The 13,808-nt window shown below is 47.5% G+C and carries 14 protein-coding genes; 9 read left to right on the top strand and 5 right to left on the bottom strand.

Annotated features, from left to right (window positions below; genetic code table 11):
* Positions 1-6: 6 nt before the first annotated feature.
* The 3 genes from wecB to truA form a co-directional block, all read right to left on the bottom strand.
* On the bottom strand, positions 7-1,311 hold the full coding sequence (wecB, locus tag L5462_RS06190; RefSeq protein WP_237779920.1) for a non-hydrolyzing UDP-N-acetylglucosamine 2-epimerase: 1,305 nt from the start codon (positions 1,309-1,311) through the stop codon (positions 7-9).
* 22 nt (positions 1,312-1,333) lie between these two features.
* Entirely contained in the window at positions 1,334-2,713 is a 1,380-nt protein-coding gene (locus L5462_RS06195) for a DUF460 domain-containing protein (protein ID WP_370637029.1), read from the bottom strand.
* A gap of 64 nt (positions 2,714-2,777) precedes the next feature.
* Complete coding sequence (truA, locus tag L5462_RS06200; RefSeq protein WP_237779922.1) at positions 2,778-3,599, bottom strand: tRNA pseudouridine(38-40) synthase TruA; 822 nt, start codon at positions 3,597-3,599, stop codon at positions 2,778-2,780.
* Between the two features lie 224 nt (positions 3,600-3,823).
* On the opposite strand from truA, the gene L5462_RS06205 reads away from it, so the two are divergent.
* Positions 3,824-4,741 (top strand): DMT family transporter, encoded by a 918-nt coding sequence (locus tag L5462_RS06205; protein WP_237779923.1) that lies wholly within the window; start codon positions 3,824-3,826, stop codon positions 4,739-4,741.
* 39 nt (positions 4,742-4,780) lie between these two features.
* On the opposite strand, the gene L5462_RS06210 is transcribed toward L5462_RS06205, so the two are convergent.
* On the bottom strand, positions 4,781-5,371 hold the full coding sequence (locus tag L5462_RS06210; RefSeq protein ID WP_237779924.1) for a V4R domain-containing protein: 591 nt from the start codon (positions 5,369-5,371) through the stop codon (positions 4,781-4,783).
* Between the two features lie 143 nt (positions 5,372-5,514).
* Between L5462_RS06210 and hisA the strand changes: the two genes are divergently transcribed.
* On the top strand, positions 5,515-6,255 hold the full coding sequence (hisA, locus tag L5462_RS06215) for a 1-(5-phosphoribosyl)-5-[(5-phosphoribosylamino)methylideneamino]imidazole-4-carboxamide isomerase (RefSeq protein WP_237779925.1): 741 nt from the start codon (positions 5,515-5,517) through the stop codon (positions 6,253-6,255).
* 26 nt (positions 6,256-6,281) lie between these two features.
* A complete protein-coding gene (locus tag L5462_RS06220; protein ID WP_237780033.1) occupies positions 6,282-6,737 on the top strand; it encodes an FAD synthase in 456 nt (151 codons plus the stop codon).
* A gap of 80 nt (positions 6,738-6,817) precedes the next feature.
* On the opposite strand, the gene L5462_RS06225 is transcribed toward L5462_RS06220, so the two are convergent.
* Positions 6,818-7,678: a transglutaminase family protein gene (locus L5462_RS06225; RefSeq protein WP_237779926.1), complete on the bottom strand. Its 861-nt coding sequence runs from the start codon at positions 7,676-7,678 to the stop codon at positions 6,818-6,820.
* A gap of 89 nt (positions 7,679-7,767) precedes the next feature.
* Between L5462_RS06225 and argC the strand changes: the two genes are divergently transcribed.
* From argC to L5462_RS06255, 6 genes are all read left to right on the top strand, one after another.
* Positions 7,768-8,769, top strand: coding sequence for an N-acetyl-gamma-glutamyl-phosphate reductase (argC, locus tag L5462_RS06230; protein ID WP_237779927.1), 1,002 nt, complete (start codon positions 7,768-7,770; stop codon positions 8,767-8,769).
* Positions 8,770-8,867: 98 nt separating this feature from the next.
* Positions 8,868-9,365, top strand: coding sequence for a flavodoxin (locus tag L5462_RS06235; RefSeq protein ID WP_237779928.1), 498 nt, complete (start codon positions 8,868-8,870; stop codon positions 9,363-9,365).
* Between the two features lie 27 nt (positions 9,366-9,392).
* Positions 9,393-10,229, top strand: a complete 837-nt coding sequence (locus L5462_RS06240) for a protein translocase subunit SecF (protein WP_255772503.1) — start codon at positions 9,393-9,395, stop codon at positions 10,227-10,229.
* On the top strand, positions 10,226-11,434 hold the full coding sequence (locus L5462_RS06245) for a preprotein translocase subunit SecD (protein ID WP_237779929.1): 1,209 nt from the start codon (positions 10,226-10,228) through the stop codon (positions 11,432-11,434). The genes L5462_RS06240 and L5462_RS06245 overlap by 4 nt, the downstream gene beginning before the upstream one ends.
* A gap of 18 nt (positions 11,435-11,452) precedes the next feature.
* Complete coding sequence (gene pyrI / locus L5462_RS06250; protein WP_013296057.1) at positions 11,453-11,917, top strand: aspartate carbamoyltransferase regulatory subunit; 465 nt, start codon at positions 11,453-11,455, stop codon at positions 11,915-11,917.
* An 8-nt stretch (positions 11,918-11,925) separates the two neighbouring features.
* A complete protein-coding gene (locus L5462_RS06255) occupies positions 11,926-13,596 on the top strand; it encodes a pseudomurein-binding repeat-containing protein (RefSeq protein WP_237779930.1) in 1,671 nt (556 codons plus the stop codon).
* Positions 13,597-13,808: the final 212 nt, after the last annotated feature.

Below are 13,808 nucleotides of genomic sequence, written 5' to 3' on the forward strand. Positions count from 1 at the left end.
CCTCCATCACCTGTACTCAATCAAAACATCCTTATCCTTCAGGTTCAGCGTATGTGAAGGAAAAACAGGTTCTCCTCCAGCATAAACCATCCTTATAACTACATTATTTCTTTTAGCAAGCTCAGCCACTGTAATATTCTCATCCACATGTATAAGCCTTCTTGATGGTGCTTCCATGACCTCAGCGGGTGGTTTCATTGTGAGCCTGCCCTCCCTGTGTAGCCGCAGGGTCTCATCCAGTATCCTCTCCGAGGCATTGCCGTCACCGTAGGGGTTCTCTGTCCTCATCATCCCCTCTCTGAAATCAGGGTCCTCAAGGAGTCTCCTTGCTGCTGTGGTTATTCTGTTCTTATCAGCACCTACAAGTATGTTCCCCCCGGCCTCAACAGTTTCCGGGCGTTCAGTATTGTATCGCAGGGTTAAACAGGGTATATTGAAGGTTATGGCCTCCTCCTGGAGTCCGCCGGAGTCCGTGAGTATCATGAACGAGTTTGAAAGTAGAAGAAGGAAATCAAGATACCCCATTGGCTTTTTTAATGTGACATGCTCCGCCTCCAGCAGTCTGGTGTAGAGGCCCGATTCTTCCAGATTCTTTCTGGTCCTTGGATGAACCGGAAAGACTACTCTGAATTCATCAAGCTCAAGTATGGCCTCAACTATTGATCTGAGCCTTTCAGGGTTATCCACATTTTCTGCGCGGTGGAGGGTCAGCGCAACAAGTTTTTCGTCCCCCCGGAACTCTGAGAGTATATCTGATTTCTTTGATGCTATCTCAATATTCCTGAGGCAGGCGTCAACAACAGTGTTTCCGGTTACAAATATCGTCTCCGGATCCACGCCCTCCATGAGGAGGTTAATGGCAGATGCCTCGGTGGGTACATAGTAGAGTTTTGAACATACATCCGCAACCATCCTGTTTATCTCCTCGGGCATGGTCCTGTCAAACGATCGGAGTCCCGCCTCCACGTGCCCTACGGGTATGTGGAGCTTCACTGCTGCAAGGGCCCCTGCAAGAACAGCATTCGTGTCCCCCTGTACCATCACGATATCTGGTTCCTCCCTCATGAGGACATCCTCTATGCCCCTTAGCATCTCTGAAGTCATTGCTCCATGGCTCCCTGAACCTGCACCTATGTTGTGGTCCGGTGATGGGAGTTCCAGGTCAATGAAGAACTGGTCTGACATTTCATGGTCGTAGTGCTGACCCGTGTGTATGAGCGTGAAGTCAAGGTTGCGCCTTTTTATCTCATCTATGACCGGGGCCATCTTTATTATCTCTGGCCGCGTTCCCAAAACAACTGCAATCTTCATGTTAACCACTTGAAAAGTCTCATTAATAATTTCTTCTTCTCTGAGCTCTGTATTCAGTTATTACCCTCAGAAGCTCCTCTTCTTCTCTTTTCTTTCTCTTTTCATTTAATCTGTGTTTCCATTTTTTAATTTCTCTATTTAAATCTTGAGTTTTAACTGAGCCGAAATCATCATGTATCTGAATATCAAGGGATTCCCTGGGTATGACAGGTACTTCAGCCTCCTCGAAAACCTCAAGGGCCTGGTGGGACATTCTATCCTCTGTTATAATGGCGCATGGTTTCAGGTCCCTTAATATCCTTGCGGTCTGTGAACCTCCGCCCTCGGAACTTCTGAGGAGAAGCACGTCCCCCCTCTTTATCTTCCAGCGGGAGCCTGCACTCCTTATACCCTCCCTTGTGAAGCTATCAATTATCTTCACAGGTGACGTTTTTCCTGATGACTCCATATCCTTTATCTGAAGCAGTGCGTCAAGGTCCCTCTCAAGGGCTTCCCTGCGTTCCCGCTCCCTCGTGTATTTCCTCTGAAGCTTTTCAATGACCTTGAGTTTATGTGATAACTCCCGATTAAGTAGAAGGTCCCTTGAATATTCGTACTGTAACCTCTCAAGCTTTGACTCCAGCCTTGACTTCTCCTCCTCGAGTTTCCTTATCCTTCCCTTAAGGGACCCCCTCTCCCTTTTGAGTTTTTCAATTGTCAAACGCTGGTGCCTTATGGTTGAACGCTGAGCCCTTATGGTCCTCCTGAGTTTTTCAATGTCCCCCTGAGACTTTTCATCTTCAACTGAAAAGTCGGAGATTTCTTTTCCATTAAGCTCCCCCATAGTCTCTGAAGATGTTTTAGATAACCTTTCCATTTCTTTAAGCGATCTTATGGCTTCTGCAACTGGTTTTCCCATTATAACAAGACCCTTGACCTCCAGGACCTCCCCTGCTGTAAGTCCAGCCTCCTCAACCTTTCTATCAATCTGCCTCAGTTTCTTTTCATAATGCCTGTAGGCCCTCAAAGCTGCTGCAAGGGCGTCCCTTTCATGGGAGTTTTCCGGTGCATTCTCAGATTCCCTTAAAAATTCTGATACCAGTTCATTCTTGAATGATACTGTTAAAACCCTGTCTGGAGTATATAATTTGGCGTTGAGCATTGAAGCGATCCTTTTAACCGCTCCAGGAGGGGGGTATACGTCCGATGCTACCAATATGGGTTTTCCATATTTTATTATCTCCTCTATTATGCTGGACCTTGAGGCCTCCTTCATGCTTCCAAGGTAGAGGAGTCTCCCTTCCAGGTCGAGGACTGCCAGACCAACTGTGAGGCCAGGATCAACACCAACTATCGTGAGGGATTTCACAGCACCCCTATCAGGATTTTTATTCTGCTGCAGATTATGATCCTCCAGAATTATCGCTTCCCTGGTTACCTATATTTATAATAAATTATTTAGAGTTTTGTATAAACCAGCAAGGAACTCAGTCAGAGTCGCCTATATGTTTCAGGGAATCTCCCATGACCCTTCTGACCAATGACATGTCACGGTACATTCTGAATTCCTCTTCAAGGAGGGATCTGAAACGTTCAACGGCATATTCATCATGTCTGAGTTTTATCTTAACCCCATATTTGAGGTCCATGAGTATGAGGTTCTCAGGGGGTGCGGGGTCTATGAAAACCCTTTCTTCTGTATCCAGAAGTTCCGGGACATCTTCTGGAGATAGTTCGCCCTCTGAAACCAGGAGGAGAACCCTCACCATTTTTCGTACCATCTGCCAGAGGAAGCTTTCACCGTACACGTCCACCAGGATGGAGTCCTCATTTTCTGATACCCTGACATCATTTATCCTTCTTATGGGATTCCTGTCACTCCTCCTTGAGAAGTTGCTGAAGTCGTGGGTGCCTCTGAAGTGTTCAGCCGCCTCGGTCATTGCATCAATGTCCATGGAATCCTCACTGTGGAGAATGTAGCGGTAGTGTCTCTCAAGGGGGTAGCGCACCTTGAAGGGGTACATTACAGATGCCCATGCAAGGACCTTTATGTCGGGTGGGAGTAGGTCGTTTATCTGGTTCACATGGATCTCCTCCTCTGTAAAGAAGCTCACGAAATTCCCCAGTGCATGTACACCCCTGTCAGTTCTGCCGGCTATCTGAAAGCGGGACTCTCCAGGACTTCTGATTATCCCTGCCTCCTTCAGCGCATCAAGGAGTTTTCCCTCAATGGTGGGGACATCGGGCTGTCTCTGAAACCCGTGATAATTGGTACCGATGTATGCAACCTTAAGCGCTATCTTCTTCATATTAAATCCCCCTGAACAATTTTACAGAGCAAGGGATGCTTTGAAAAGGTTCGTTATTGATGAAATCACCTGACTTACGAAGCATGACTCTGGAGATAACCATGCACTCCTTTTATTTATACTATGGGTCTGTGTCAGCGACATCTGAAGCATGATATCATGTCATGTTTTATATGTGATCCGCAAGTTATATTTTGATGATTCACTCACTCTGGGGTGCAGATATGCGACGGGTCTGGGGTTATCTAAGTATCATAACTGCAACGGTCTTCTTTGGTATGTCAGCAACACTTGACAAGATAATGCTATCAGAGATGCACCCCATAACCATCGGGGCCTACACATACCTCATTGCGGGCATTTTTCTCTTCCTTGTGAGGCAGTCCCCCCTCAAGGAGAATATACTTGACATGCTTAACAGGACAGGTGAGATAGAGAGTAGGATAACTGGAAGGGATTACCTTTTACTCCTGCTCACAGCACTCCTCAGCACGGTTATTGCGCCTGTACTTTTCCTTACAGGTCTTGGTGAGACAACAGCAGTTAACGCATCCCTCCTTTTAAACATTGAGGTTCTCTTCATCATCATCCTCGGTTACCTGATTTTCAGGGAGAAGCTTAAATTTAAGGACTTCCTTGGAATAATACTTCTCATAGGGGGTGCCGCCTACCTTGTAAGTGAGGGTGAGTTTCAGAGTCTCTTCAACAATGTTGTGGTGAGCGGTAACCTCCTTGTTATCTCAGCGGCCTTCTTCTGGAGCCTTGACACAGTCCTAAGTAAATTTTTAAGCAAGAAGAGGGACCTCATCCTCCTTTCGGGTATTAAAAGTTCTGTGGGTGGCTTTCTGCTCCTGATTATCATGCTGATTCTCGGTTTGAGCACCGCTCTTCCAACTGAAATGCTCCCATATGCACTCATGGTTTCGATTTTCAGTATAGGCTGCTCGTTCATCCTCATCTACATTGCAGTAAGGGAGATAGGCGCGGCGATGGTGGGATCCCTGTTCCCACTATCGTCACTCTTTGGAGCCATATTCGCGTTTTTAATCCTGAATGAACCCTTTTCAGCCATGCAAGTGGTTTCTGGAATTGTAATGCTCACCGGAGTTATAATTCTCTACTGGAACGGCATGAAAAGATAGTTCAAATTGGAGCTCAATCTAGAAAAAGCATTAAATTGATCAGATTCTGGCCCTCACATCAAACTGACAGAACGAGTAGCCATTGGTCCAGCACCGCCTCTCATATGCATCAACCCTTCCCCCAAGTATCTCAGAGAGGGCCCCTGCTATTATTCCCGCCTCAAAGAAGCAGATGGGGCGTCCGATATTTGGAAGGCCAGAGCACTCTATGCACTCATAGACCCTTATATCCATCTTGATGTGCCTTCCATCCCCTTCTTCAGATATCACGTCAAGTATTCCGAGTTTATGCTCCAGCATTAACTCCCCCAGTGATCTGGTGTCATCTGCAAGGCCCTCATTTATGAGCGCCCTTCCAAGGTTCATACCCCCGATGTAGGAGACACCCGCAGCTGAACCAGCGATTATATCCGGGATATTGAAGTGGCCGAGACGGAAGCTGGAGACATACTTATCATCCTCTTTGAAAGCTGAAAAATACCTTCTAATTGGATTTAAGAGGTCTCTGAACTCTATCTTCTTCTTCAGTGGGCCCCTTGGACCCATAAGAGTTCCATTACCTGTTTCAGACTTGATTTCATTGTCTGTGATCCTTCTGTATTCCCTGATGAGGGCCCTTAAACCGGTCATTGCCAACACCTATCTATATCCTAATTATATCTGGATGAAATTCTTAAATATTTCCAGTGAAAAGTGGATATCAGATGAGAGGATAAATATTTCGTTGGGTTTTCTGATACTCCTCTTAACATTGACTGCATCCAGTGATTAATATGACCTTCAGAAAGGATAGAATGCTCATAATTCCAGCTGTTGATATAAGAAACGGTAAATGCGTCCAGCTTGTGCAGGGAAAACCTGGCACCGAGCAGGTTGTTATTGATGACCCTGCTGGTGTGGCAGAGAGATGGGAATCCCTGGGGGCTGAGACCATCCATGTGGTTGACCTTGACGGTGCCCTGGGTTCAGAGAGGAATACTGACATCCTTAAAGAAATCACAGAAAGGGTCTCTGTGCCACTCCAGATAGGTGGGGGAATAAGAAGTAAGGAATATGCCTCTGAACTCCTGGAGATGGGCTTTGAGAGGATAATACTCGGCACCATGGCCATCGAAAACCCTGAGGTTATAGTGGATCTCTCAGGGGAATATGGCTCAGACCGTATAATGGTCTCACTCGATAGCAGGGACTCGAAGGTTGTTATAAGGGGATGGACAGAGGATATAGAATGCACAGCAGTGGAGCTGGGCAGTAAACTCCAGGAGAAAGGGGCTGGAAGTATACTCTTTACAAATGTGGACTTTGAGGGCCTTCTATCCGGATTTGATCCAGAACCTGTGATTGAGCTTGTGAATGCCGTTGATGTCCCCGTTGTTTACTCAGGGGGTGTTAGCAGCATTCAGGACATTGATAAACTCAAAAAAACAGGTGCTGCAGGTGTTGTTATTGGTTCAGCGATTTACAGGGGCAGGATAGACTTCAGGGAGGCCTTAAAATATCAGGAGCTAAAATGAACAGATCCAATGATAAGCGAACTGAAATGAAAACCGTCATGGCAACAGGCACATTTGACATAATCCACCCGGGACATGGATTCTTCCTTGAGGAGGCAAAGAAACTTGGGGGAGAAAACGCCAGACTTGTGGTTGTACTTGCAAGGGACTCCACGGTAAGGGCGCGTAAGAGGACGCCCATCATAGGTGAGAGGCAGAGACTCGAAGTTGTAAGGATGCTCAAACCCGTTGATGAGGCCTATCTTGGCAGTGAAACCGATATGTTCGAGATAGTTCATAGATTGAAGCCTGATATAATTGCCATAGGCCCCGATCAGAAGTTCGATGTCGATGAACTGCGGGATGAACTCAGGAGGAGGGGCCTTGAGTGTGAGGTTAAAAGGGTGGATAAATACAGAAGATCCGAACTTGACAGTACCTGTAAGATAATAAAAAGGATACGGAACATGGAATTTAATGAGGACGCCCTGAAAAACTGCTAAAAAAAATAAAAAATTGAGTATATGAGATTCTAGAATGGTAATTCGGCGTAAACACCCTTTATAAAGGCACTGGAGGTGTCTCAGTTTTTTATTGTGCCGAGCGTGTTTGAGAAGCTTGTTGCGTCTGCGTCATACCATTTTCCGTTGATATATAACTGTCCCCAGACGTGCCCATAGGTGTTTCCGCTTCGGAATACACATTTACCATGCATGTACCTTGCGGGTATGTTTGCAGACCTTGCAAGAGCAACCAGAAGATGTGTGTGGTCACAGCAGTTGGCTGACCTTTTGTGGAGTGTCTCAACCGCGCCGTTTCTTGTATTGTAGTAGAAGCTGTAGTCTATATTATCCCGGACCCAGTTAAATATGCGGACAGCTTTCTCATAGGTTGAATTGCACCCTGCAGTGAGGTTAGAACTTAGAGAAGAAATTTCAGGATCCGAAACCTGGCAGTTTTCTGTTTCCCTTAGGTAATCGCCCATCTCAGCATACCCTATCCGGGTAACCTTTCTGTAGCGTGTCTCTGTAACCCATCTGTAGGTCTTACGGTACTTGGTCACATAGGTGTAGCTGTAGACATACCGCACCCTGTACTTCCCCTTCCTGTAGTAGTACCTCTTTACGGGTGTTTTAACCTTCACGGTGTAGGGTTTCATATAGGAAACCTTTACCCTGACAGTATACGGGACATACTCGTGGTAGGTGTAACTCACCGTTGTCGATGGAGATACCTTTGTGTACGCAGAGGTGCTGGATGCCGTGATGTTAGCCGTTGCATTGGACGTTACATTTGAATCAGCTGCACTCACATACCCTGCAGGCAACACTGCCACCCCAAGAAGTAGCAGCACTGCAAATATCGAGTGACGCTTAATTTTACCGCCTCCATTGTGGGGGTAACTCCTCCCCCGTGGACATTCAAGAATTCTATGCCACGCCATTTATAAGTTTTTGGTCCATTTAAGCAGAATACAACCTTATTTAAATGCATTTCACCAAACTAGTAATATTATTAGCAAAGGTGATTGACATGATCAGTGCGGGTATTATTGGAGCCAGCGGATACACAGGTGGTGAACTCCTCAGATTGCTTGAGAACCACAGGAAGGTGGAGGTGGTGGCTGCAACCTCAAGGCAGTACAAGGGTCTTCCTGTATCGCGCGTACATCCCCATCTCCAGGACACTGACCTGAAATTTGAGGAGTCCATGGAAAAGATGGATGCGGATATCGTTTTCACAGCCACCCCCCATGGAGCCTCCATGAAGATCGTTCCCGATCTGATAGAAAGTGGTATGCGGGTTGTGGATCTCAGCGGGGACTACAGGTTCCAGGACACTGGGACATATGAGGAGTGGTATGGGATCAAACATGAAAAACCCCTTGAAGCGGTCTACGGTCTTCCCGAGATTCACCGGGATGAGATAGCATCTGCAGATCTTGTGGCGAATCCAGGATGTTTTCCCACAGGTGCGGTGCTTGCATGTCTCCCGCTTGTTTATGAGAAGCTTGCTGACACATTCATAATTGATTCAAAGACCGGTGTGAGTGGTGCTGGTGTGAAGCCAACCCCCCTCACCCATTACCCTGAATGCAGTGACAATGTTACAGCCTACAACGTGACAAGACACAGACACACACCTGAAATAAGGCAGGAACTTTCAAGATTTAACCCTGTGAGGCTAAGCTTCACCCCACACCTTGTTCCGGTAACCAGAGGTATCCTCACAACCGCACACACCTTCCTCAGTGAGGACCTCCGTCAGGATGAACTCAGGGAGATATTCCAGGGTTTCTACGATGGGGAACCCTTTGTCAGGGTTGTTGATGGGATACCGGTGCTCAGTGCTGTGAGGGGTTCAAACTTCTGCCACATAGGATGCTTTGAGGTGGATGATAATCAGAGGGCCGTTATAGTCTCTGCCATAGACAACCTTGTGAAGGGTGCCTCGGGTCAGGCCATACAGAACATGAACATAATGTGTGGGTTCAGTGAGGTGGAGGGCCTTGACTTCCCCGGGATGCATCCATGATATTCCACTGGATTCCAGGGAAATATTAAGGGAACAGAAAATTATATTATAAGTAAATGGATCAGATTATCTGTTAGGTGATGAAGCTGAGTGATACAATGAAGACATGTGTGATATACTACTCGCACACAGGAAACACTGCAATGGTGGCAAAGACACTTGCAGAGGAATTGAATGCTGATCTAATTGAAATCAGAGATCTTAAAGATAGAAAAGGATTTTTAAGCAGTTTTAAGTCCTCTATAGATGCATTGAGGGAATCAAAAACCCCAATCAGCCCAGAAAGGGTTGAACTATCAGAATATGACCTCATATACCTTGGCACCCCAACCTGGGCCGGGAAGCCTGCGCCTGCAGTGATAACCTTCATTGACAGGGCCGACTTCCTTGGGAAGGATGTGATACCCTTTACGACCATGAGCAGACAGGGTGGTGAGGGGGTAATTGAACGCATGTCTGAAAAGATAAGGGCCCGTGGGGGTCGTATAGTGAATTTCTTCATGCAGAAAACCGCTGGAAAGGAGCTTATCCAGGTGAGGGAGGATACACTCAAGATAATTGCAGAAAAGGACCTGAAGATATACAGCTCCAGGTGACGAAGCAGATTATCACAGGTGATAACATTGTTTGATAGGATGTTCAGATCATACAAGCCGCTCATAGCAATACCCGCAGCCATAACACTGCTGGCCCTTCTCCTCGTGGTTTTCCATGGCCTCAATGAAAGCGTGGACCTCAAGGGTGGTGCGCTCGCAGACCTCACCCTTGAGAGGAGTATCAGTGGCCCGGAACTGGAATCATTCCTCAAGGCTGAACTGGGCCTGGATGATGTAAAGGTGCTCTCGGTGACAGGTAAAAGGGCGACGGTACAGTTCGGTACAGATGTGGACGTCGTCAGGGTAAGTGAGGCCCTTAAGGGAACCGCAACCATAAACAGTTACAAGTCTGTTGGACCTGTCCTCAGCAAACAGGCACTGAATCAGATATACTGGGCCGTTGGATTCGCATTCCTCTTCATGTCAATCACCGTCTTCATAGTATTCCGGGACCCGATACCATCCATTGCCGTTATCCTTGCAGCCGCCTCTGATATCATAATATCAGTTGGTGGTATGTCACTCCTTGGCATACCCCTCTCCCTCGCCTCGGTGGGGGCCATACTCATGCTCATAGGTTACAGTGTGGACACGGATATTCTCCTCACAACAAGGGTCCTGAAACAGAAGAAGGGGAACATCAATGAGAGGGCTCTTGGGGCCATGAAGACAGGGCTCACCATGTCCATATCGGCCATAGCCTCAATGACAGCCCTGTACCTCGTCACTGTCTTCCTTATGCCAGAGGCACAGGTCCTGAGTAACATAGCTGCTGTGCTCATAATAGGGCTCCTTGCAGACATCATAACCACCTGGCTCATGAACCTTGGAATTCTAAGGTGGTACCTGGAGGTTAAAGCATGAACAGGAAGGTTTCAAAATTCCTCAAAGATTACAGGGTGATACTCCTGCTTGTCCTTGTCGCAGGCAGTATAGCGGCGGTGTCAACCCTGGGGATCCAGCAGGGTCTTGACCTCAAGGGTGGTTCACTCATACAGATACAGCTTGAAAGGCCGGTGGATGCTGCCACAATGAATACAGTGACAAGCGTGCTGGACAAGAGGCTAAACATATTCGGTGTCAAGGACGTTAAGGTGCGTGCCAGTGGCGATCAGAACGTTATAGTTGAAATTGCAGGTGTGCAGCCAGACCAGGTTGCAGACATAGTTGGGACGCCAGGTAAATTTGAGGCCCGGATAGGAAACGAGACCGTCCTCACAGGGGCGGACATTGTGAGTGTTCAGGCACCCATAATCACAGCCAACGAATGGGAGGTGCCCTTCAAGCTTTCAACTGCAGGGGCGCAGAGGTTCGCTGAGGCCGCCAGGGGCAAAGCAGGGCAACCAGTTAACATGTACCTGGATGACCGCCTGATCACCTCCCCTGAGATTTCACCGGAGGTTGCAACAGGAAAACCAACCACGGATGTCCGTATAACAGGGGCTGAGAACAGTAAGGAAGAGGCTGAGGCCCAGGCAAAGGAGATAGAAACACTCCTGAAATCAGGGTCTCTCCCTGTGAAGGTCAAAATTGTTGGTGTGAGCAGTGTATCCGCTGAACTTGGAAGGCAGTTTGCAGAGGGTGCGCTGATTGCTGGACTCCTCGCTGTCCTTGCAATTGCAGTCATACTTATAATACGCTACAGGACCCCCCTACTGGTTGTGCCCATCTTCATGACGACCCTTGCGGAACTCATAATCATCCTGGGTGCAGCTGCTGTTATAAGGTGGAACATTGACCTTGCGGCCATAGCAGGTATACTGGCAGCCATAGGTACCGGTGTGGATGACCAGATCATCATAACAGACGAGGTGCTGGCAGGTGAGGGCAGGAGGACCAGGCGGAAGTTCAGGATAAAGGACGCCTTCTTCATAATATTCGCATCTGCAGGTACCCTGATAGCTGCAATGCTTCCACTTGCCTACGTGGGCTTCTCAAGGGGTGCAACAGGTATAGGTCTCCTTTCAGGTTTCGCATTCACCACCGTCCTTGGGGTGCTTATAGGTGTGTTCATAACAAGGCCAGTGTATGCAAAGTTCATTGAAACATTCAATCTGGGTAGAAGGTGATCTGAAGGTGGGTATGAGATGAAGAAACCCTTTGAACTGCGGGTTAAGCCAATAAAGAACGGGACGGTTATAGACCATATAACCGCCAACAGGGCCCTCAATGTACTCAATATCCTTGGATTACCTGATGGAAGGAGCAAGGTGACAGTTGCGATGAACATGGATTCATCCCAGCTTGGCTCCAAGGACATTGTTAAGATAGAGAACAGGGAACTTGAGTCATCAGAGGTGGATCAGATAGCCCTGATAGCCCCACGGGCCACCATAAACATCATAAGGGATTACAAGATTGTTGAAAAGGCCAAGGTGAGGCTTCTGGATGAGGTTAGGGGCATCCTGAGGTGTCCCAACCCCAACTGTATCACCAACAGTGATGAGGGCGTTGAGAACAGGTTCTATGTCATATCAAAGGAGCCTGTGATGCTGCGATGCTATTACTGTGAGCGCCTCATCGAGACCGAGGAGATAGAATCCCAGTTTTAGGTGATTCCATGAGAGAGATTAAGGCATCTGCACTGTTCATCATATTCCTGTTTCTCGTATCACCTGCAGCCGGTGCTGTCTTTGTAACCGATTCATCCCATGCTATTATAACGGCACCTGCAGCGGCACATACAAAAAGCGGGCTTGTGGTGAGCAGTTATACTCCAGAGAAGTCCGTCCTCAAGTATGTTAATGGGATGGACACAGTTGTTGTTGGTGACGTTAAGGTTAATGGAACCCGTATCCCTGCAAGGACATCATCCCTTGCACGTTACTGGAGCAGGAGCAACGTTGTTGTCCTTGGAACGGGGTCAGATATCTCAGCAGCCTATGCTGCAATAAAAAATGATGCCCCCCTCCTTATAAGTGGAAAAACGTTGCCATCAGCCACCAGAACAGAAATAAAGCGTTTGAAGCCCAAGAAGATAATCATATGTGCCCCTTCATCAGCAATACCCTCATCATCACTGAAGGGCCTTGGCATACCCTACCAGAGGGTGTGGTATGGTAGTGACTCGGCCACACTGAGAGCCCTTCAGCCAAAATCAGGGACCAGTGTTATGGCACCCAGGTCACTTCTCCCAGTGGCAATGACACTCTGGAGATCAGCTGTATTCTCCACATCCACGTCAGTTAGAGTCAATGGAACGGTTCTCTGGTCATCATGTTATCCAACCACATCTGTTATAATGAACCGCTACGCTGCAGGTGCGCCGGAGACCATATACATAAGCTCAGACAGGTTGAATGGTGTTAATGGAAGAACACTCATGGAATCCATAAAGGCGGAGATAGCCGGTTCAGCCAGGGTTATAATAGATGAGAGGTCACCGGCGCCTGGGGAAGCCGACCGTGCGATTAAGAATGCTCCCCCAGGGTCCCTTGCCGTTTACATAGCAGCTGCATGTCCAGGGACAATGTACAGTACCATTTCAGGGATAAAATCAGGTTACCTCAGATCATACGCCTCCCGACTCGACGGGGTGGCCTATGTGAACTACGGTAGCCTCAACCTTGAGAAGACCAGTTACCTATCAAGGGCCTGGGATGATAACTTCTCAAATGTCTACTTTGCAGGGATCAGTAAACCCTCAGAGTACCTCAAAAATGCTGGTATTCTCCTCCTGGAACCAAAGGTTTTACCCCAGAGCCAGCAGGTCCACTTCACAGCAATGAATCTCATCGACTACGCCTACTCTGCAGATGGCGAGCACCTGAGGACAGTGAATTCATCAGTTTACATCGCAAAGCATGAGATCGATCCAACCACACTCTCAGCAGATGCCCGTCGCATAGTCAATGGTAATACAACCGTAATGACCCGGGAGGAGTGGGTCTACCTTGCATCCCAGTACATAGCGGGGCTTCCCATCAGAAAGAACACGACTGCGATATCAGACGCCAGTTCATCGAGCAACACCTACACAGGGACACTCACAAGGGCCGAGTACCGTGACGCTGCAAGGAGGGTCTATGAATTCACAAGGACCAACAGGAGGCTTCCATCCTACGTCTCGGTGGGTGATAAGAAGCTTGGAAGGGACGAGTACACACTTATGTTTGCACAGATAATCCAGAACCATACAGATAAGAGTAAGATGGTTTTTCCATCATCCGTTAAAGTGGGTGAGAGCCTCGTCGACACTGTAGTCCAGTTCATAAAGGACCTCATAACATAGATGTGTCAAAAATCTCTTTTTTTTAATATACCCTCTTCATCTCTTAACTTGATATGTTTTTTCTGCAAAAAACGAATACAGATAATGTTCCATTAAAAAGGAAAGAATAGGTTATTCCCTAGATGCCTTTGTACTAAGACTTCGGCTCTGGGAGTTCCACGATAAATTACCTCTTTCAGAAGCCCCTGAGCACCCGATATTCCCTGCATATG

Source organism: Methanothermobacter sp. K4 (genome assembly GCF_022014235.1).
Lineage (GTDB): Archaea > Methanobacteriota > Methanobacteria > Methanobacteriales > Methanothermobacteraceae > Methanothermobacter.